Raw genomic sequence first — 19,401 nt, 5'->3', positions numbered from 1 at the left:
CCCCTTTCACCAGTGGGCAGCGATCAACAATCAGGTAACCCCGATGAGTGAAAAACTGCAAAAAGTGTTGGCCCGCGCGGGTCACGGCTCCCGTCGTGAGATGGAGGCCCTGATCACCGCAGGTCGGGTCAGTGTGGATGGCAAGGTCGCCACACTGGGGGATCGCGTCGAAGTGAACGCCGTGATCCGGGTGGATGGTCACCAGGTCAAGACCCGTGCCGCAGAGGAAGTGATCTGCCGCGTACTGGCTTATCACAAGCCGGAAGGGGAGATGTGTACCCGTCACGATCCGGAAGGTCGTCCCACCGTGTTTGATCGCCTGCCCAAGATGGAAGGTGCCCGCTGGATTGCGGTCGGGCGCCTCGACGTCAACACCTCCGGTCTGTTGCTGTTCACCACCGACGGTGAGCTGGCCAACCGTCTGATGCACCCGAGCCACGAAGTGGAGCGGGAATACGCGGTCCGTGTCTTTGGCGAGATCACCGAAGCCATGCTGCAGCGTCTGCGCAAGGGCGTGCAGCTGGAAGATGGCACCGCCAAGTTCAACAAGATCAAACCGGCTGGCGGTGAGGGTCTGAACCAGTGGTTCAACGTCACCCTGACTGAAGGTCGCAACCGTGAAGTGCGCCGCCTGTGGGAATCCCAGGAAGTGCAGGTGAGCCGCCTGATGCGGATCCGCTACGGCGACGTCAAGCTGGACCGCGGTATCCCGCGCGGCGGCTGGCAAGAGCTGAAACTGCCGGAAGTGAACTACCTGCGCGGTCTGGTCAACCTGCCGCCGGAGACCGAATCCAAAGTCGATCTGCAGCAGGATGGCAAAACCAGCCGTCACAAGCAGGCCGCCCAGATCCGTCGCGCCGTGCAGCGTCACAAAGAGATGCAGGGCAAAGAGCCGCGCGCTCGCGCCACCACCGCCCGTCGCAAGCCGCAAGCCTCTACCCGCAACTCAGGGACCGGCAGCAAGTAAGCCGATAGCCTGTTGCGAACTGCGCGCCGTCAAATAGCGCACAGTCGGCCAAGCAAAGGCCCGCACCAACTGGTGCGGGCTTTTTTGTATCAGCGCCCCTTGGCTGGTAAAAGGGTGGCTGGTGAGAAATTGAGGGGGCATTTCTGTCGTCAGCTTGCCCGCTAAGACGTGGCCGAGGTTGCTCTGCTCCGGTGAGCTTGTTAGCCTGTGCGGCTCTGATAGAGGAGTGAACGATGAGCAAGGTACTTGATGAGCTGCTGGCGTTGTTGGCGCTGGAAAAAATCGAGGAGGGCCTGTTTCGGGGCCAGAGCCAGGATCTCGGTCTGCGGGCCGTGTTTGGCGGACAGGTAATGGGGCAGGCCTTGTCAGCCGCCAAGCAGACGGTCGAGACCGGCCGTCAGGTTCACAGTTTTCACTCCTACTTCCTGCGTCCGGGGGATGTGACCCGTCCCATCGTCTATGACGTGGAGAATATCCGTGACGGCCAGACCGTCTCCACCCGCCGGGTCAAGGCGATTCAGGGCGGCAAGCCCATCTTCTATCTCAACGCCTCGTTTCAGGTGCCGGCAGATGGTTTCGAGCATCAGGCGCAGATGCCCACCGGCATCACCCCGCCGGAGGAGCTCAAGAGCGAGCTGGAGCTGGTGCGCCCCTATGAGAATCTGATCCCGGCCTCTCTGCGCGACAAGATCCTCTGCGAGCAGCCCATCGAGATGCGCCCGGTGACCCTGGTCGACCCTATTCGCCCGACGGTGCAGGATCCGGTACGCCACGTCTGGTTCAAGGCCAACGGCCAGATGCCGGACGATCTGCGGGTGCACAAATACCTGCTGGCCTACGCCTCCGACTTCAACTTCCTGCTCACCTCGCTGCAGCCGCACGGGGTGTCCTACTGGGAGCCGGATATGCAGGTGGCCACCATCGACCACTCCATGTGGTTCCACCGGGATTTCCGCTTCGACGACTGGCTGCTCTACGTGGTAGACAGCCCGAGCGCCAGCAGCGGTCGTGGTCTGGTGCGCGGTCAGTTCTTCACCCGCGATGGAGTGCTGGTGGCGAGCACCATGCAGGAGGGGGTGATCCGCCGTCGCGGCAGTTAAGGCGCAAAGCGGATAGCAAAACGGGGTGGCACTGGCCACCCCGTTTTCGTTGCTGCCATTCGCGCTGGGCCAGCGGGATCAGCCGCCGCGCTGGTACTTGAAGCGCTTCTTGCGCCGGTAGGGATAAACATCCTCGAACACCCCCACCTTGATGTTGCTCTGCAGCATCTTCCAGTAGTTGGCGTCGAACATCTCCTTGTGTAGTTGCAACATGATCTCCCGCACCTGCGGCTTTTGCAGCAGGAAGGTGGCGAACTCCTCGGGGAAGATGTCGTTGGGGGCTACCGAATACCAGGGCTCGGCGCTCCACTCATCCTCGGGGTAGCGGGGCGGCGGGATCTGGCGGAAGTTGCACTCCGTCATGTAGCAGATCTCGTCGTAGTCGTAGAAGACCACACGGCCGTGGCGGGTGACGCCGAAGTTCTTGAACAGCATGTCCCCCGGGAAGATGTTGGCCGCCGCCAGCTGCTTGATGGCGTTGCCGTACTCCTCTAGCGCGAGCCGGGTCTGCTGCTCGTCCGCCTTGTCCAGATAGAGGTTGAGGGGGATCATCTTGCGCTCGGTGTAGAGGTGCTTGATCACCAGCTTGTCGTCGCTGATGGTGAGCGCCGACGGTGCCACCGTCTTGAGCTCGGCAAGGAGTTCGGGCGAGATGCGGTCCAGCGGAAACTCGAAGTTGGTGAACTCCTGGGTATCGGCCATGCGGCCAACCCGATCGTGCTGTTTAACCAGCCGGTATTTCGCCTTTACCTGCTCGTGGCTCACATCCTTGGGCGGGGTGAACTCGTCTTTTATCACCTTGAACACCACATCGTAGGAGGGGAGGGTGAACACGCTCATCACCATCCCCTTGATGCCGGGGGCGATGATGAACTGATCCCGACTCTGGGCCAGATGGTGGCGGTAGTGGCGATAGAGCTCGGTCTTGCCATGTTTTTGGCAGCCGATGGCGTTGTAGATCTCGTAATCGGGCTTGTGGGGCATGATCTGGCGCAGGAAGGCGACAAACAGTGCAGGTTCGCGGGCATAAACCATAAAGTAGGCACGGGCGAAGCCAAAGACGATGGAGGCGAGATCCGGCTCGAAGATGACGGTATCCACATAGATGCTGTGGCCGGTGCTGAGCAGGGGCAGGATAAAGGGGAAGACCTGATCCCGGGCCCGGATCAGCCCCACCAGATAGGCCCCCTTGTTGCGGTAGAACACCTCTTTGAGCAGCTCGATGGCAAAGGGCTCATCATGGAGTATTTGTGGGCCGTTCTCCGCAAGATGGCGGTGGATGTCGACAATATCCCGCTGCTTGTCCTCGTAGGGGAGGGTGAAGCTGTAATCCCCCAAAAGCTGGCTCAAGGTCTGCGGCAGGTGGGCCAGATCGGTGCGATAGATCCGCAGCAGGGCGCTCAGGTCCGGTTTTTCGCCACGGCTGACAAAGGGGTGGATATAGAGGTTCTCGTCGCGGATATTGCGATGGCGAAAGATCCGGCGATAGACGGAGTTGAAGAAGGACTCCGCCACCTCGAAGTTGTCACAACGGGGCAGCAGATCGCTGAAGGCGCTTTTGACCCGCTTGAGCAGCTCCTGGGTGGCGTGGTGCTCCCCCATCATCTGGCGGATGGAGCTGGCGGTGGCCCCCACATGGTGGTCATAGAGGCGAATACGCTCGCGCCCGGCGAGCTGTACCCCCAGCCAGTCACTGTTCTCGAAGCGGCTCTTGCTGCCCTGGGTTATCTCGAGAAACCGGCTGTAAAACGACTCGAAGCGTTGCAAGATAGTCTCGGCGACGGCCTGTTCCAATGGCTGCTGCATCTCTCTCTTCCTTGTGATCTGTCGGGCCGATAGCGCGAAGGATTGGGTGTAATTTGTTCACACGTCTGGCCACTATCGCAACATTCAAACGTCTGTTCAAGTGGCAATTTTCGGGGATAAACGGTAGATTGCGCCCCTGTTTTGGTGATGGTTTAGCGACTGTTTGCCGTCTGTTTAAGAGGCCCTCTGGCCTGTGAGGAAACCCGATGAAGCTCTATTTTGTCCTGGTGGCACCTGCCCGACCTGCGAACGTGGGGGCAGCTGCCCGCGCCATGAAAACCATGGGATTCGATGCCATGCGACTGGTGGCGAGCCGGGTACACGAAGAGGAGGAGGCGAGCTGGGTGGCCCACGGCGCTCAGGAGATCCTGACTCAGGCCGAGGCGTTCGATACCTTGCCCGAGGCGCTGGCCGACATGGATCTGGTGATCGCCACCACCGCCCGTGAGCGCGGCCGTTACCAGCACTACCTCACGCCGGGAGAGATCCGCGAGCAGATCCGCAGCAAGCCTTCACTCAACAAGGTGGCCATCGTCTTTGGCTGTGAGGAGTCGGGGCTCTCCAACGAGCAGCTGGCCGAGGTCGATCTCATCAGCTATCTGCCCCTCAAGGTGAGCTACCCCTCCCTCAATCTGGGGCAGGCGATCATGCTCTACGCCTACGAGATGAGTCAGCTGATGGATGAGCTGAACGCCGACGGCGCCGCTGCGGTAGCAGAAAATTTTGATAATGCCGGGCAGGTTCGAGTGCTTAAAAGCAAAACAGCAGAATTGCTGGGGGAACTCGGAGTTTCGCAGGATGAAAAACTGCATCAATGGGTGATGGACCGGGTACCCATGCTGCCGCAGCGGGATTTGAACATGCTCCACCTGCTCTGCAAAGACCTTGCGCGCCGATTTGGGCGTGAGTAGCGAAGAGGTTTAAGTTGACAGCCCATCGCCCGCCGCGGTATTGCTAAAAGCCAGCTTCGTTCACGAGTGTTCGTCATGCAGTTATTCACCAACGTCATCACCACCACCATTATTACCGGTACCACCACAGGTGGCACTGGGGCCGGTTGATGCGCTGACGAACAAGCACAGAAATCAAAAAAGGCCCGTACCCACCCAGTACGGGCCTTTTTGTTGGATTGGTTTTTAGATTGAATTTCATAGATTTACAGGGAGAGATAGCGATGAGAGTGTTGAAATTTGGTGGGTCTTCACTGGCCGATGCAGAACGTTTTTTACGGGTGGCCGATATCGCGGTCAACACCCACGGCCAATCTCAGGTAGCCCTGGTGCTCTCTGCACCTGCCAAGGTGACCAATCATCTGGTGGCGCTGGTGGAGCAGACCAGTCGCGGCATGGATGCCAGTTCTACCCTGTTTGAAGTCAACGGCATCTTCTCCCGCCTGCTGGCCGGGTTGAAGGTGGCCTATCCGGCGCTCGATGACAAGGCGCTGCTGGCCCGCCTCACCGCCGAGCTGGATCAGGTTGAGCGGCTGATGCAGGGCATCCGTCTGCTGGGGCTCTGCCCGGACAACGTGCAGGCGCGCATTCTGAGCCGTGGCGAGAACCTCTCCATCGCCTTTATGTACGAGCTGCTGCGGGTGCGCGGTCTGGATCTGGAGCTGATCGTACCGGAAGAGCTGCTGGTCACCGACGGCGGCTATCTGGAAGCGCACGTCGATATCGAAGCCTCCCGCCTGCGCTTTGCCGCCAAGGGGCTGCGTAGCGACTGTCTTTACCTGATGCCGGGCTTTACCGGCGGCAGCGACAAGGGCGAGACCGTGCTGCTGGGTCGTAACGGCTCCGACTACTCCGCAGCCGTATTGGCCGCCTGCGTCGATGCCGAGTGCTGCGAGATCTGGACTGACGTCGAGGGTTGCTACAGCTGCGACCCCCGTCTGGTGCCGGATGCCTACCTGCTGAAAACTCTCTCCTACAAGGAGGCGATGGAGCTCTCCTACTTCGGTGCCAAGGTGCTGCACCCGAAAACCATCGCGCCGGTGGCCCAGTTCCATATTCCCTGCCTTATCAAGAACAGCTTCAACCCGCAGGGGCCGGGCACCCTGATCGGCCCCGAGAGCGGCGACGATGACCTGAAAGTGAAGGCCATCTCGGATCTCTCCGGCATGTGCATGTTCAACGTCTCCGGCCCCGGCATGAAGGGGATGGTCGGCATGGCCGGTCGCATCTTCTCCGCCGTCTCCCGCGCCGGGGTCAGTATCGTGCTGATCACCCAGTCATCCTCCGAGTACAGCGTCAGCTTCTGTATCCACAGCTACGACCAGGATAAGACTCGCAAGGTGCTGGAGCGCGAGTTCGAGCTGGAATTCAAAAACCAGCTGCTCGACCCGCTCGAGATCATGAACGATCTGGCGATCATCTCCCTCATCGGTGACGGCATGCGCACCAGCAAGGGGATGGCAGCCCGCTTCTTCACCTCGCTGGCGCAAGCCTCCATCAATATCGTCGCCATCGCGCAGGGCTCCAGTGAGCGCTCCATTTCGGCGGTGGTGCGGGATCGCAAGGTGGCGGAAGCCATCAAGGCGTGTCACCAGAACTTCTTTGGTAGCCAGCAGTTTATCGATCTGTTTGTGGTCGGGGTTGGCGGCGTTGGTGCGGCACTGGTTGATCAGATCGCCCGCCAGCAACCGGTACTGGCCGAGCAGGGTACTGGCCTGCGGGTGGTCGGCATTGCCAACAGCCGCCAGATGGCGGTCAACAAGGATGGCCTGAACCTCGCCAACTGGCGTGAACAGCTGGCGGAAGCCCGCGACAGCTTCTCGCTGGAAGGGGTGAAAAAGCTGGTGGAAGATAGCCATATCATCAACCCGGTGATCGTCGACTGCACCTCATCCGAGGCAGTAGCCGTTCAGTATGCCGACTTCCTCGCCGCCGGTTTCCATGTGGTTACCCCGAACAAGAAGGCCAACACCGGCTCGCTCGATTACTACAAGGCGCTGCGCCGCACTGCCCGACAGACTCGCCGCAAGTTCCTGTACGAGACCAATGTCGGCGCCGGTCTGCCGGTTATCGAGAACCTGCAAAACCTTATCAAGGCCGGTGACAAGCTGCGTGCCTTCGACGGCATCCTCTCCGGTTCCCTCTCCTTTATCTTCGGCAAGCTGGACGAGGGGATGGCGTTCTCCGAGGCGACTCAAATCGCTCGCAGCAACGGCTTTACCGAGCCGGATCCCCGCGACGATCTCAACGGCATGGATGTAGCGCGCAAGCTGCTCATTCTGGCTCGCGAGGCTGGTATGGCGCTGGAGCTCTCCGATGTTGAGGTAGAGCAGGCGCTGCCGCCCGGATTTGATGTGAGCGGCGACGTGGAAGCCTTTATGGCCCGCCTGCCGGAGGCTGACGGCTGGTTCCGCGACCAGTTCGCCGCGGCCCAGCGTGAAGGCAAGGTGTTGCGCTATGTGGGTTCCATCGAGGGTGGCAAGTGCAAGGTCGCCATCAAGGCGGTCGGTGGTGACGAGCCGCTGTTCAAGGTCAAAGACGGGGAGAACGCGCTCGCCTTCTTCTCCACCTACTACCAGCCGATCCCGCTGGTGCTGCGCGGCTATGGCGCCGGTACCGAAGTGACCGCGGCGGGCGTCTTTGCCGACGTGCTGCGCACCCAGAACTGGAAGCAGGAGCTATAAGCATGAGTTCAGACATGTACCCCTCTTATATGACTGAAGGCGCCATGGGTAATGACAGAAGTGTGGTCGCCTATGCGCCCGCCTCCAGCGCCAACCTGAGCGTGGGATTCGATGTTCTGGGGGCGGCGCTTGCCCCCGTTGATGGCTCTCTGCTCGGCGATCGGGTGCAGGTAAAAGCCGCTGACGTGCCGTTCGCCCTCTCATCCGTGGGCCGCTACGCCCACAAGCTGCCGGACGATCCGAAAAAGAATATCCTCCATGACTGCTGGGTCGCTTATGGCGAGGCGCTGGAGAAGCGCGGCCTTAAACTCCAGCCCCTCGAAATGGTGCTGGAGAAGAACCTGCCGGTGGGCTCGGGTCTGGGTTCCAGCGCCTGCAGCGTGGTGGCGGCCCTTGAAGGGCTCAACGCCTTCCACGGCGAGCCGCTCAATGAACACGACATGCTGCTGCTGATGGGGGAGATGGAAGGCAAGATCTCCGGCTCCGTTCACTACGACAACGTGGCCCCCTGTTATCTCGGCGGCATGCAGCTGGTGCTGGAAGAGCACGGCGTTATCAGCCAGGGTATTCCGGTGTTTGATCAGTGGTACTGGGTGGTCTGCTACCCGGGTACCGTGGTCTCCACCGCTGCCGCCCGCGCCATTCTGCCGGCCCAATATCGCCGTCAGGATTGCCTCACCTACGGTCGCCGCCTGGCTGCCTTTGTCCACGCCAGCTACACCGGGCAGGAGGGATTGGCCGCCAGCGTATTGAAAGACGTGATTGCCGAACCCTACCGCGCGGCGCTGATCGAAGGCTTTGCCGAGGTGCGGGCGCAGGCGGCCCAGAACGGGGCGCTGGCTACCGGCATCTCCGGCTCCGGCCCCACCGTGTTTGTGGTGATGAAGGATCTGGCGCAGGCCGAGCGGATGAAGGATTGGATGGAAGCACATTTCGTGCAGAACGAAGATGGATTTGCCCGGGTCTGCAAACTGGACATGGCCGGGGCACGGGTAACAGGAAGCGAGCTATGAATCTCTACAACATCAAGGACAACAGCGAACAAGTGAGCTTCGCGCAGGCGGTGCGTCAGGGTTTGGGTCGCGAACAGGGGCTCTTCTTCCCCGAACAACTCGAACCGCTGGCCGATGTGGATGCCCTGCTGGATCTGCCGCTGGCCGAACGCTCTGCCCGCATCCTGAGCCACCTGCTGGGGGACGAAGTGCCTGCAGCGAAAGTGAGCGAGCTGATCAACGCCGCCTTCACCTTCCCGGCGCCGCTGGTGAAACTCAAGGATGGCACTTATGCCCTCGAGCTGTTCCACGGCCCGACCCTGGCGTTCAAGGATTTCGGCGGCCGCTTTATGGCCCAGTGCCTTGCGGCCTTTAGAACCGTGTCTGCCGAAAAGAATGACAAGATTACTATCCTCACCGCCACCTCCGGCGACACCGGTGCCGCCGTGGCCCACGCCTTCTACGGGCTGGAGGGGATCGAGGTGGTGATCCTCTATCCCAAGGGCAAGATAAGCCCGCTGCAGGAGAAGCTCTTCTGCACCCTCGGCGGCAATATTCGCACCATCGCCATCGATGGCGACTTCGATGCCTGTCAGGCGCTGGTAAAACAGGCCTTTGACGACGAAGCGCTGAAAAAGGCCATTGGCCTCAACTCTGCCAACTCCATCAATATCAGCCGCCTGCTGGCGCAGGTTTGCTACTACTTCGAGGCGGTGGCCCAGCTGCCGAAAGCCGATCGCGCCAAGGCGGTCATCAGCGTGCCGTCCGGAAACTTCGGCAACCTCACTGCGGGCCTGATCGCCAAGGCGCTGGGGCTGCCGGTGAAGCGCTTTATCGCCGCCACCAACGCCAACGATACCGTGCCGCGCTACCTGAAAACCGGTCAGTGGGAACCGCACCAGACAGTGGCAACCCTGTCAAACGCCATGGATGTGAGCCGCCCCAACAACTGGCCGCGGGTAGAAGAGCTCTGCCGTCGCAAAGGCTGGGCGCTGGAGACTCTGGGCTCCGGTATGCGTGACGACGCCCAGACTCGCGCTGCCCTGAAACGGCTGCACCAGCTGGATTACCTCTGCGAGCCCCACGGCGCCATTGCCTGGGATCTGCTGGGGGAACAGCTGGCCGAGGATGAGGTAGGGGTTTTCCTTTGCACCGCCCATCCCGCCAAGTTCAAGGAGTCGGTGGACGAGATCCTGCATCTGGATGTGCCGCTGCCCGGCCCGCTCGCCAAGCACGCCGAGCTGCCGCTGCTCTCCGTTAATTTGCCAGCGGAGTTTGCCCGGTTAAGGGCGTTTTTGGTGGGCTAAGCCGCTTAGCTGAGATAATCGATAGAAATAAAAATCCCCCGATAACGGGGGATTTTTATTTGCATAGGAGGTGGTCGTTCAAGTTCGATGATATGCGTGATGAAGTCAGATAACAATTTATATTATTCCTCGCTTCAGCTGCTTTGGCCGACTACCTAGGCACTTTACTACTGGTCTCCCACAATTCCGAGTTTGTGGTCGGGGTAGAGGGTGAAAAGGAGCATTGGTTGGTGGGCGAGGGATCATAAGCCTGCCGAGTAGTAACTGGATAATTCACAATGAGCACAGTACAAACTAAAACTGCACAGGTCTCGTATGTAAATTTAAGTAAGGCTATTTCTATGGTTGTTTATCTAGCATTTCCATTAATTTTTTTACTGATTTTTTTAATTCATGGTTTTCTGAAAAAGTTTCGAACCACATATTACATGTTACTGCTGCGCCATGGAGGTCTGGATATACTGTTGAACCTAATATATTCATAGTTCGCAAATCATTTATTGCCTCTAATCGATATTCATCTTCGACATTTATCTTTGTAATGTAGCTACTTAAGTTGTTCCTCTTAAGCCAGCCAATTAAATCCTCACCTGTAGGTAGTTTTGTGAACAAGCCAGCCTGAGATACGACACGCTCATTATCATCTTGAATTGGTTCAAAAAACTCCATTTCAGTTAAAGATTTAAATTTTTCATCACATTCTAATCCATACCTATTCAAAGCATAAATACTTCTAAATCCGGTTGAGCTTTCCTCTGACTGTTCAAAAGCAAAGTATGCAGCAATGAAAGCAGATTCAGACCAATCAATTAAAGGAGTGCAAAGACCATAATGTTGACCAAGTGACCACATTTCATTTGGTTGCAGACTTGGTGGGTTTTTTCCTCTAAGTCCTCTTATCTTGAATTTAAATAATTCTAGTTGCTTGATTTCCAAATGAGCAGCTGTGATGTCTTGCGATATACGTTTACTAAGTCTAGTTAACGTGCTTTCTATTTTCCAACTGCTATCTCTTTGTCCACGAAAAACGTATCCGACCTCGCTAGCATAATTTGATGCTATGTACTCTTTAAAATGTTCCCAGTCTCTTAATTGTTCTTCTTTCACAAAAACCTCAAATTGTTGAGAATGAAGTGGCAGGTTTAAATGAATTTCATAACTATTGTGTTATCAAGCATATAGTTGAGTAAAAACAGCATAGGTGTGACACTTCTACATCATAGTAGAGCGATAAATTAGTCTATGTTTCCTATGGAAATAGAGTTTGAATATTCTTTATTACATCCTAACGTTATTTCCTTCTAGCTCCATTAATTTAGCAAATTTCTCCCAGGATAACCTATATTTGTTAACGTGATTGTTGGATGGTAGCCACTCAATATTTCCTTTGCTAATTAGTAATGTTCCCAGTTTTTGATTATCTGATTTCACCTCAATCTCAACATCTTTGTGTGACACAACCTTTGTATGAATATTTAGACTTACTTCATGTGTAGGCATATTTCTACCTATATATTTATGTACTTCAGAGTGATATCTACGCTAATTATTATTAGTAGTCTTTGGCCATTACGCTTTATCCAGTCGGTTGGCGCGGAGCAAGGAGTGTTTAACCCCTGGCCCACGCTACCGCCCGTGGATTACAGCTTCCAAAATGCTCTATTAACCAGCGAGGGCTTAGGCCCATCGCGGATGAATAGGCACCGGATGGCTATGATAAGCCAATCGAATCTGGTCGCACTAGTCATAAATTGACGTAACTATCAGAAAAATCGTCTTTTTTGCGCTGACTCAAAAAATGGCAGAGGTCGGGCACTGGATTCCCATGGCCCTTGATTTTATTGGGGTTGGTGGGTGTGGCGGGAAAGTAGGGGCGGGCTTGCCGTTGAGGAAGGGCTGGCTGGGGACAATCCCGCTCAACCAATCGGCGCTATAGTGCGGGCGATGGTTGCCCTCTACTCTGTGGCCCAAGCTGGCGAGGCGGGGGATCTGGGGCAACAATCAGCTGTTGCAATAACAGCCATTTGCAACACATCGTCATGCGAATATGACCATGCAAACACATCACCAGATAGAGAGGAGATCTCCCATGAAGCGTACCATCCTGTTCGGCCTGCTCTGCGGCAGCGTGCTGCTGGCCAACCCGGTCTTTGCCAATGACGCAGCCCAGTTGCAGTGCGAGGCGCAGGCCGCGGCCAAAAAGCTTAATGGCGCCGCCAAGACCAGCTTTGTCGGCAAGTGCGTGAAAGATGCCGCTGGCGCCGCGACCGGCGAGTGCGAGAAGGCGGCGGCTGACAAGAAGCTGGCCGGTGCGGCCAAGAACAGCTTTATCCAGAAGTGCGTGAAGACGGGCGCGGCGATGGATCCGGCGGCCAAGTGCGAGAAGGCGGCGGCCGACAAGAAGCTGGCTGGCGCGGCCAAGAACAGCTTTGTCCAGAAGTGCGTGAAGGATAGCGCCGCCAAGTAAGGCATTTTCTCATCCGGTGTGTTTGCGGGGGGCCATCAGGCCCCCTGCGCTTTTTGGGGCGCACTGATGGCGCAACGCACAAACCTTGTATCGGGGCGGCAATAGCGACACTATTGACTCCTTTTATGGGTTCCGCAGCGGCGCAGCCATGACCCGTCGTGACCGGACTAGGCGTTGGCGAGCCCCATTTTTGCGGGATTACGCGGGATAAGGGAGCAAAGCAGGATGATGGAAGGGACGCAATGGCGCTGGCTCAATGAACCGGCCGAGTGGCACCAGACAGACGACGGTTTGCAGGTAGTCACGGACCAGCAGACCGATTTTTGGCGCAGTACCTGGTATGGCTTCGAGCGCCACAGCGGCCATCTCTATGGTTGCGAGGTGGCGGGGGAGTTTACCTTTCAGGTCTGCGTCGAGGGGGAGTTCACCACCCTCTACGATCAGGCGGGGCTGATGCTGCTGCAAGACGACGAGCACTGGCTGAAAGCGGGGATCGAGTACAACGATGCCCAGCCGATGATCGGCAGCGTGCTGACCAATCCGCGCTCTGACTGGGCCACCGGTATTTTTACTGGCAATCCGCGCCGCTTCTGGCTTCGGTTGACCCGGCTGGCGGACTGCCTGCGTTTGCAATACTCCACCGATGGCAAGGTGTGGCCGCTGCTGCGCCTCGCCCCGTTCCCGCCAAGCGAGCGCTGCTTTATCGGGGTGATGTGCTGCACGCCGGAGCGGCAGGGGCTGGCGGTGCGCTTCTCTGACCTGCACCTCACGCCGCCCCTTGGCAAGGCGCTCCATGATTTGAGCTAGGCCAGCGGTTTTGCCTGCGACATTGAGCCAATAAAAAAGCGCCCGCAGGCGCTTTTTTCATTTGGCCGGTAGAGCCTCAATTAGCTGAGCAGGCTGGCCCACAGGTCATATTCGTCGGATTCGTCGATCCGTACCTTGACCATGTCGCCCGGCTTGAGGCCGGTTTCGCCGTTGAGGTAGACCAGACCGTCGATCTCCGGTGCATCGGCAAAGGAGCGGCCAGTGGCGCCCTCTTCATCCACTTCGTCGATGATGACAGTCATCTCCTGACCCACTTTGCGGGCCAGCTTGCGGATGGAGACCTGCTGTTGCAGCTCCATAAAGCGCTGGAAGCGCTCTTCCTGAATCTCTTCCGGTACCGGATCCGGCAGCTCGTTGGCCAGCGCCCCTTCGACCGGGCTGTATTTGAAGCAGCCGACGCGATCCAGCTCCGCCTTGTCGATAAAGTCCAGCAGCATCTGGAAATCTTCCTCGGTCTCGCCCGGGAAGCCGACGATAAAGGTGGAGCGCAGGGTGATCTGCGGGCAGATCTCGCGCCACTTCTGGATCCGCTCCAGGGTGCGCTCGACCGTACCCGGGCGCTTCATCAGTTTGAGGATGCGCGGGCTGGCGTGTTGCAGCGGAATATCGAGGTAGGGCAGTACCTTGCCATCGCGCATCAGCGGGATGACGTCATCCACGTGCGGATAGGGGTAGACGTAGTGCAGGCGCACCCAGATATCGAGCTTGGCCAGCTCTTCGCACAGGGCGACCATGCTGGTCTTGACCGGCATGCCGTCGTAGAAACCGGTGCGGTGCTTCACATCGACGCCGTAGGCGGAGGTGTCCTGGGAGATCACCAGCAGCTCCTTCACGCCCGCCTCTTTCAGGCGCTTGGCTTCCGCCAGCACGTCGCCGATGGGGCGGCTCACCAGATCCCCGCGCATGGAGGGGATGATGCAGAAGGTGCAGCGGTGGTTGCAGCCCTCGGAAATCTTCAGATAGGCGTAGTGGCGCGGGGTCAGCTTGACGCCATGGGCCGGAACCAGACTGGTGAAGGGGTTGTGCTGCGGTTTCTCCACATATTTGTGGACGTGACCCAGCACCTCTTCATAGGCGTGGGGGCCGGTGATCTCGAGCACCTTGGGGTGGATCTCGCGGATCTGATTCTCTTTGGCGCCGAGGCAACCGGTGACGATCACCTTGCCATTCTCGGCCAGCGCTTCGCCGATCGCTTCCAGCGACTCTTGCACCGCGCTGTCGATAAAGCCGCAGGTGTTGACGACGACCAGCTCGGCATCGTCATAGCTGGGCACCACATCGTACCCTTCGGTACGCAGCTGGGTCAGGATGCGTTCTGAATCGACCAGGTTTTTGGGGCAACCCAAGGAGACGAATCCTACTTTGGGGGCCTGTTTTGTGTTGGACATCGCTCAATCACTCTTAGGTGGCTCTTCTTTAAGGGCGCGGATTTTACCGGAATGGTTAACCAAAAACTATACAGCCAGCATGGCAGAACCGAACAATATCTCCGACCAGGCAAGATTGGGCTGCACCAACAGTCGCTGATAGCGCGCCCTTGGTAGGGCTATTGCCTCTGCCGTGGGGGCTTGTTGTGGGGATGCTGCTTTGTTGGTTTTTCTGTCAATTTTGACGCTGTGGCGGGGAGAGCGTCAAAGGGAGTCACTATACTTCCATCACGGGGTCCCGTTGGAGAAGGCGATGGAAAGTTCATTTGGCGAAAAAATGCAGAGCGTACATGCCACGCTCAGGCAGCGCTTTGACAAGCTGAGTCGGGTGGCCATCGCGATTTACGATCCCCATACCGATCAGCTCAAGACCTTTGCCCACAGCACCGAGGGGCCCTCGCCACTGGTGCAGTATGAGGTGAAGCTGAGCGATGTTCCCTCCCTGAGTTATCTGGCGGAGCACAAGCAGCCCCGGGTGCTCGGCAATCTCGATACCCTGCGTGGCTCTGCGTCGGAGCACAGCCGCAAGGTGCTGGAGGCGGGTTATGCCTCCAGCTATACCGAGCCGCTGTTGTTTAACAGCAAGCTGTTTGGTTTTCTGTTTTGCGATGCCATGGAGCCGGGATACTTCGAGGAGCCGATCCGAAGCGAGCTGTCGGCCTATGCCCAGGCGCTTTCGGCCATCATTGCGGTGGAGTTTTTCTCCATCCAGACCCTTGGCTGCGCGCTGACCACGGCGCGGGAGTTTAGCCGCTATCGGGATGAGGAGACCGCCAACCATCTGCACCGGATGTCGGCCTACTCCCGGCTGATTGCCAAGACGCTGGCCCCGACTTGCGGGCTGAGCGATGAGGAGGTGGAGTTTATCTACCTCTTCTCCGAGCTGCACGACATCGGCAAGATCGCGGTGCCGGATGCCATTTTGCTCAAGCCGGGCAAGCTGACTCCGGAAGAGTTCGAGATCATGAAGATCCACCCCGGCAAGGGGCGGGAGATGATCAGCCTGATGATCAACGAGTTTGGTCTCGATGGCATTCACCACACCGATATGCTGACCAATATCATCGCCAGCCATCACGAGCGCTTTGACGGGACCGGCTATCCGCTGGGGCTGGCGGGGGAGGCGATCCCGCTGGCGGCCCGCATCGTGACGGTGGCCGATGTGTTTGATGCTTTGACCAGCGAGCGCCCCTACAAGAAGGCCTGGCCGTTCGAGACGGCGTTTGCCTATCTGGAGGAGCATGCCGGCAGCCAGTTTGATCCCGCCTGTGTCGCCGCAGCCCTGCACAACAAGGCCGAGTTTTATGCCATCTATCAGCAGTATCAGGATCCGGCCTGCACTCCGAGTGTGGCGGCCAGCGGCGCCGAGCCGGGTTGAGCGCCCGTGATGAGCGTAAGGGGGGAAAGAGGCGGTTCAAGCATGACGAGGAATAAATAGAGAGGGGGCACCAGCAGGTGCCCCCTCTCTTTTATGCGCCTCTCGATTCCACGCGCCCTTATTTTGCCGACCTTATCTCTGCGGCTATGGCGGCTGCGGTCAGGTTACTTTTTGGGCGTCGGCTCGCTGATTTGATAGAGGTGATCCGCGCAGGCGCTGGAGCAGCCACAGGGACGCACCTCTTTATCTTCCCGCTTCTGGGCAAGCTGGTATTGGCGCCACCAGATGATGGTGCCCATGGCCAGGATCAGCACGAACGAGGCGAGCAGGCTCAACAACCAGATGGACATGATCTCTTCTCCTTGATGGTGATGACATGCACAGCGATGGCATCAGTGATGATGGCAGCAACCGCCCTGCTGGTTGGCGCCTTCACTGCCGTGGCAACAAGTATGGCCTTGTCGTGAGCTCTCTGCCTGATTGCCACTACTGGCGCAACAGTGATCGGAGCCACTGTTGCAACCACCGTGACAATTCGCATGGCTGTGGCCTGCGCCGACGGGCTGGATGGCACGGATCGCAGATTTGCTCTGATGACGGCGAGATGGACGCCCCTGACTGGCCTCGGTGAGAGGTTGCAGATTGGCGGGGGCCAGCAGCGCGGGCAGCGGCAGGCGGGCAGAGCGGCACTGCAGCACCCGGATATTGACCGCCAGCAGGCGACCCAGCATCCGCTCGCCGATATTGCGCACCACCACCTGACCCACCTGATGATGGGTGAGGGCGTCGAGCAGCGCTTGCTTGCCGTGGCAGCCTTCGGCGGCGGCCGGATTGGGCAGGGTGGCGATGACGTTCCCTTCGGGGTTAAGAATTTGCAGCTGCTCGGCACGGGTAAAGTGGCCAGCCAGCAACCCCTGACTCAGCATCAGGGCGCTGTTGCAGAGGGTGGTGGTCATGGTTGTGACAGCATTCATGTCGGCTCTTCTCCACTGGTTGGGTGGTCGGGCTCGGCGGGTTGCATCATCAATGCCTTGCCCAGACTCAGACATTCCACCACCTTGTAGCGCCCTTTTTTCAGGATATTGGCCAGGGTCTGACGGGAGACTCCCATCACCAGGGCGGCCTCCTGCTGCTGCATTCCTTGAAGGTCGACGAGGCGCAGTGCCTCGAACTCGTCAGGGGCCAGCGTGACCTGTTCCAGCTGATGCATGGGGCGGCCGTTGGGTTTGAAGCAGCTGTTGGCGGGGCGGCCACAGATCTGGCGGGCAATCTTGGGTCTTGGCATGGTGGCTCCTAATTGGCATAAGCCATTTATACGCTCATATGTAGCATATGCCAATAATTTTGTCGGGTGTAGAGAGCTGTGCCAGTGCTGTTTACGGCAGAGGGGGGTAAAGAGGGGGGAGGGGGAATACGTACAAAAGCAGGGAAGGTGGCAGAAACGACGCAGGCCCGAACATGGTTCGGGCCTGCGGTTTTTGCAGAGGATGGTCGGGCCTTCCCGGCGAGCTTACGCCTGTTCGGCCTCGGCCACAGGAGCTTCGCTCTCGCTGCCGTTGGCGAAGCGATCCGCCCACAGGGCAATTACGCCGTCACCGGTGACGTTGCAGGCGGTGCCGAAGCTGTCCTGCGCCAGATAGAGGGCGATCATCAGGGCGATGGAGGCTTCACCAAAGCCGAGCATGGAGGTGAGCAGACCCAGCGCCGACATCACGCCACCACCCGGGGCGCCCGGGGCTGCGATCATGATCACCCCCAGCATCATGATGAAGGGGAGCATGGTCTCGATGCCCGGAATGGCAAGATGTTCGGAGAGGAACATCACCGCGGTGGCACAGGTGACCAGGGTAATGGTGGAGCCACAGAGGTGAATGGTGGCACACAGCGGCACGGTGAAGTTGGCGATACCGTCGCTCACGCCGTTGTTCTTGCTCGATTGCAGAGCTACCGGAATGGTGGCGGCGCTCGACATGGTCCCCAGCGCGGTGAAGTAGGCGGGCAGCATGTTCTTGATGAGCTGCGCCGGTGAGCGGCCAAGGGCCAGACCGGTACCCACGAACAATACGGAGAGCCAGATCCAGTGCATCAGGATCGCCATCACCAGCACCACGCCGAAAGTTTTCAGGGTAGCGAATACGGTGCCTTCTACCGTCATCTCGACAAAGACGCCCGCGATATAGAACGGCAGCAGCGGGATGATCACCTTGGCCAGCAGGCGGTCGATGATGTCACGACCCTGATCGGCGACCCGGCGCAGATCGGTGGCCTGGGTGGCGCTGATGCCGATGCCGAACACGAAGGCGGCGGCCAGTGCCGACATCACGCCAAACAGCGGCGGGATCTCCAGATTGACGTAGGAGGCAAGCTTGATAGCCGTGGCCGTGGTGGGCTCGGCGGCGGTGGTGAACTGCGGGATCAGGTGGCTCGCCACGGTAAAGGCGAACAGCCCCGCCAGAATGGTGGAGCAGTAGGAGAGGGCCACGGTTTTGCCCAGCAGCTTGCCGGAGTTTTTCGGCAGGCTGGCGATGCCGCTCATGATGAAGAACAGAATGATGAGCGGAATGGTGAAGGTGATCAGCTGACCTATCACTGTCTTGGCCGTAAACAGCACGCGCGCCACCCACTCAGGGGCGTAGAGACCGAGCAAGAGACCGGCAAGGATGCCAGCAATGAGTTTCAGGACAAGTTTCATAAGGAAATCCGGAGTTGGTTGTATTGTCTGTTTTGTTATTAAAATTTGATATTAATCACACTTTTTAACACGTAAGCCGTGTTATGTCTGCCTTTTCTGCGTTAAAGCCGAGTTAAATATTGTCGAAAGCCAAGATCGCCGACTAGCTGTCGGCTTGGCGTTGAACTGGAAAATCCGTGATGAATTAGCCCGTTAGGTGGCCTGATGATCGCCACGCAGCAACATGACGTACTGGCTGGCGTGTTGACCTGTGCATGATGGCGTGTTGGTCGAGGCGGTTTCCATCGGCGCCAGTTGCAGCGCTATCCCGGATGTGGTGACCAGTTGCTGTAGCTCATCGTGACTTATCTTGCCGCTTGGGGGCAGGGGGAAGCAGAGCGGAGCGCCCGCTTTGAGCAGGGTCGCCAGCTGTTGCAACAGGAGGACAAGGGTGGCCACGTCGCCATCAAGCGGGCGGCTCAGCCAGATGCCATCGTAAGGGAGCACCGAGTGCATCTTCGCCAGCGGGCAGACCCGCACCGCTTGCCCGGATTGCTGCGAGGCGACTTTGGCGTCGGCCAATACCGCTTCACAGGCAGTGACCACATACCCTTCTGCACGTAGCCAGCACAGATCCTCCCCCGTACCGCATTGACCATTGAGCAGGTGAGCACCGGGTTTGAGACGTGCCACAAAGGCAGCTCGAGCGTGGGCGTGCTGGTCGTTCAAGGGCCGGGAAGCGGGGATAGCGTCAGAGTGTGGCACAGGGGTTACCTCAAGCAGGGGGCGCACAGGGTAACAAATCGGGGCCTGACTGCCAAAGC

Annotated in this window: 17 protein-coding genes; 9 read left to right on the top strand and 8 right to left on the bottom strand. The window is 58.5% G+C overall.

Translation table 11 applies throughout. The annotated features are described in order from the left end of the window. The first annotated feature begins 43 nt into the window (after nucleotides 1-43). Both rluB and tesB read left to right on the top strand, forming a co-directional pair. On the top strand, nucleotides 44-967 hold the full coding sequence (rluB, locus tag OKC31_RS02390; RefSeq protein ID WP_005347347.1) for a 23S rRNA pseudouridine(2605) synthase RluB: 924 nt from the start codon (nucleotides 44-46) through the stop codon (nucleotides 965-967). Nucleotides 968-1,200: 233 nt separating this feature from the next. Further along, a complete protein-coding gene (gene tesB / locus OKC31_RS02385) occupies nucleotides 1,201-2,067 on the top strand; it encodes an acyl-CoA thioesterase II (protein ID WP_005338122.1) in 867 nt (288 codons plus the stop codon). A 78-nt stretch (nucleotides 2,068-2,145) separates the two neighbouring features. On the opposite strand, the gene aceK is transcribed toward tesB, so the two are convergent. Then, entirely contained in the window at nucleotides 2,146-3,873 is a 1,728-nt protein-coding gene (gene aceK, locus OKC31_RS02380; protein WP_058059117.1) for a bifunctional isocitrate dehydrogenase kinase/phosphatase, read from the bottom strand. Nucleotides 3,874-4,079: 206 nt separating this feature from the next. Here aceK and OKC31_RS02375 point away from each other — a divergent pair, with 206 nt between their 5' ends. From OKC31_RS02375 to thrC, 4 genes are all read left to right on the top strand, one after another. Continuing rightward, nucleotides 4,080-4,784: a tRNA/rRNA methyltransferase gene (locus OKC31_RS02375; protein ID WP_064341568.1), complete on the top strand. Its 705-nt coding sequence runs from the start codon at nucleotides 4,080-4,082 to the stop codon at nucleotides 4,782-4,784. A 263-nt stretch (nucleotides 4,785-5,047) separates the two neighbouring features. Then, nucleotides 5,048-7,507 (top strand): bifunctional aspartate kinase/homoserine dehydrogenase I, encoded by a 2,460-nt coding sequence (gene thrA, locus OKC31_RS02370; protein ID WP_270656171.1) that lies wholly within the window; start codon nucleotides 5,048-5,050, stop codon nucleotides 7,505-7,507. Between the two features lie 2 nt (nucleotides 7,508-7,509). After that, complete coding sequence (gene thrB, locus OKC31_RS02365) at nucleotides 7,510-8,520, top strand: homoserine kinase (RefSeq protein ID WP_270656169.1); 1,011 nt, start codon at nucleotides 7,510-7,512, stop codon at nucleotides 8,518-8,520. Continuing rightward, nucleotides 8,517-9,806 (top strand): threonine synthase, encoded by a 1,290-nt coding sequence (gene thrC, locus OKC31_RS02360; protein WP_268012183.1) that lies wholly within the window; start codon nucleotides 8,517-8,519, stop codon nucleotides 9,804-9,806. Before thrB ends, thrC begins: the two co-directional genes overlap by 4 nt. A gap of 339 nt (nucleotides 9,807-10,145) precedes the next feature. Here thrC and OKC31_RS02355 read toward each other — a convergent pair whose 3' ends face one another. Then, a complete protein-coding gene (locus OKC31_RS02355; protein ID WP_162895390.1) occupies nucleotides 10,146-10,913 on the bottom strand; it encodes an FRG domain-containing protein in 768 nt (255 codons plus the stop codon). 982 nt (nucleotides 10,914-11,895) lie between these two features. Here OKC31_RS02355 and OKC31_RS02350 point away from each other — a divergent pair. Together OKC31_RS02350 and OKC31_RS02345 are read left to right on the top strand one after the other, a co-directional pair. Next, nucleotides 11,896-12,273: a hypothetical protein gene (locus OKC31_RS02350; RefSeq protein ID WP_181363641.1), complete on the top strand. Its 378-nt coding sequence runs from the start codon at nucleotides 11,896-11,898 to the stop codon at nucleotides 12,271-12,273. Nucleotides 12,274-12,498: 225 nt separating this feature from the next. Beyond that, complete coding sequence (locus OKC31_RS02345; RefSeq protein WP_270656168.1) at nucleotides 12,499-13,080, top strand: DUF1349 domain-containing protein; 582 nt, start codon at nucleotides 12,499-12,501, stop codon at nucleotides 13,078-13,080. A gap of 80 nt (nucleotides 13,081-13,160) precedes the next feature. On the opposite strand, the gene rimO is transcribed toward OKC31_RS02345, so the two are convergent. Next, complete coding sequence (gene rimO / locus OKC31_RS02340; RefSeq protein WP_257690715.1) at nucleotides 13,161-14,489, bottom strand: 30S ribosomal protein S12 methylthiotransferase RimO; 1,329 nt, start codon at nucleotides 14,487-14,489, stop codon at nucleotides 13,161-13,163. 292 nt (nucleotides 14,490-14,781) lie between these two features. Between rimO and OKC31_RS02335 the strand changes: the two genes are divergently transcribed. Continuing rightward, on the top strand, nucleotides 14,782-15,906 hold the full coding sequence (locus tag OKC31_RS02335) for an HD-GYP domain-containing protein (RefSeq protein ID WP_270656167.1): 1,125 nt from the start codon (nucleotides 14,782-14,784) through the stop codon (nucleotides 15,904-15,906). Nucleotides 15,907-16,070: 164 nt separating this feature from the next. Here OKC31_RS02335 and OKC31_RS02330 read toward each other — a convergent pair whose 3' ends face one another. The 5 genes from OKC31_RS02330 to OKC31_RS02310 all read right to left on the bottom strand — a co-directional run bounded on the left by OKC31_RS02330 (nucleotide 16,071) and on the right by OKC31_RS02310 (nucleotide 19,270). Continuing rightward, on the bottom strand, nucleotides 16,071-16,256 hold the full coding sequence (locus OKC31_RS02330; protein ID WP_005338109.1) for a hypothetical protein: 186 nt from the start codon (nucleotides 16,254-16,256) through the stop codon (nucleotides 16,071-16,073). Nucleotides 16,257-16,298: 42 nt separating this feature from the next. Next, nucleotides 16,299-16,880, bottom strand: coding sequence for a NifB/NifX family molybdenum-iron cluster-binding protein (locus OKC31_RS02325; protein WP_270656166.1), 582 nt, complete (start codon nucleotides 16,878-16,880; stop codon nucleotides 16,299-16,301). Further along, nucleotides 16,877-17,191, bottom strand: coding sequence for a DUF134 domain-containing protein (locus tag OKC31_RS02320; RefSeq protein ID WP_005338107.1), 315 nt, complete (start codon nucleotides 17,189-17,191; stop codon nucleotides 16,877-16,879). Before OKC31_RS02320 ends, OKC31_RS02325 begins: the two co-directional genes overlap by 4 nt. A 225-nt stretch (nucleotides 17,192-17,416) precedes the next feature. Then, complete coding sequence (locus OKC31_RS02315) at nucleotides 17,417-18,598, bottom strand: dicarboxylate/amino acid:cation symporter (RefSeq protein WP_270656165.1); 1,182 nt, start codon at nucleotides 18,596-18,598, stop codon at nucleotides 17,417-17,419. A 192-nt stretch (nucleotides 18,599-18,790) separates the two neighbouring features. After that, on the bottom strand, nucleotides 18,791-19,270 hold the full coding sequence (locus OKC31_RS02310; protein WP_270656164.1) for a hypothetical protein: 480 nt from the start codon (nucleotides 19,268-19,270) through the stop codon (nucleotides 18,791-18,793). Nucleotides 19,271-19,401: the final 131 nt, after the last annotated feature.

The sequence above is a fragment of the Aeromonas sp. Y293-4 genome (genome assembly GCF_027705905.1).
GTDB classification, from domain to species: domain Bacteria; phylum Pseudomonadota; class Gammaproteobacteria; order Enterobacterales; family Aeromonadaceae; genus Aeromonas; species Aeromonas veronii.
Note: the sequence above shows the minus strand (reverse complement) of the source record. Positions and strands in the feature narration are given on the sequence as shown.

Coding starts and splice junctions, on each gene's coding strand:
- rluB (WP_005347347.1), top strand. CDS start 44: ATGAGTGAAAAACTGCAAAAAGTGTTGGCCCGCGCGGGTCACGGCTCC.
- thrC (WP_268012183.1), top strand. CDS start 8,517: ATGAATCTCTACAACATCAAGGACAACAGCGAACAAGTGAGCTTCGCG.
- OKC31_RS02335 (WP_270656167.1), top strand. CDS start 14,782: ATGGAAAGTTCATTTGGCGAAAAAATGCAGAGCGTACATGCCACGCTC.
- rimO (WP_257690715.1), bottom strand. CDS start 14,489: ATGTCCAACACAAAACAGGCCCCCAAAGTAGGATTCGTCTCCTTGGGT.
- OKC31_RS02320 (WP_005338107.1), bottom strand. CDS start 17,191: ATGCCAAGACCCAAGATTGCCCGCCAGATCTGTGGCCGCCCCGCCAAC.
- OKC31_RS02375 (WP_064341568.1), top strand. CDS start 4,080: ATGAAGCTCTATTTTGTCCTGGTGGCACCTGCCCGACCTGCGAACGTG.
- aceK (WP_058059117.1), bottom strand. CDS start 3,873: ATGCAGCAGCCATTGGAACAGGCCGTCGCCGAGACTATCTTGCAACGC.
- thrB (WP_270656169.1), top strand. CDS start 7,510: ATGAGTTCAGACATGTACCCCTCTTATATGACTGAAGGCGCCATGGGT.
- thrA (WP_270656171.1), top strand. CDS start 5,048: ATGAGAGTGTTGAAATTTGGTGGGTCTTCACTGGCCGATGCAGAACGT.
- tesB (WP_005338122.1), top strand. CDS start 1,201: ATGAGCAAGGTACTTGATGAGCTGCTGGCGTTGTTGGCGCTGGAAAAA.
- OKC31_RS02350 (WP_181363641.1), top strand. CDS start 11,896: ATGAAGCGTACCATCCTGTTCGGCCTGCTCTGCGGCAGCGTGCTGCTG.
- OKC31_RS02345 (WP_270656168.1), top strand. CDS start 12,499: ATGATGGAAGGGACGCAATGGCGCTGGCTCAATGAACCGGCCGAGTGG.
- OKC31_RS02315 (WP_270656165.1), bottom strand. CDS start 18,598: ATGAAACTTGTCCTGAAACTCATTGCTGGCATCCTTGCCGGTCTCTTG.
- OKC31_RS02325 (WP_270656166.1), bottom strand. CDS start 16,880: ATGAATGCTGTCACAACCATGACCACCACCCTCTGCAACAGCGCCCTG.
- OKC31_RS02330 (WP_005338109.1), bottom strand. CDS start 16,256: ATGTCCATCTGGTTGTTGAGCCTGCTCGCCTCGTTCGTGCTGATCCTG.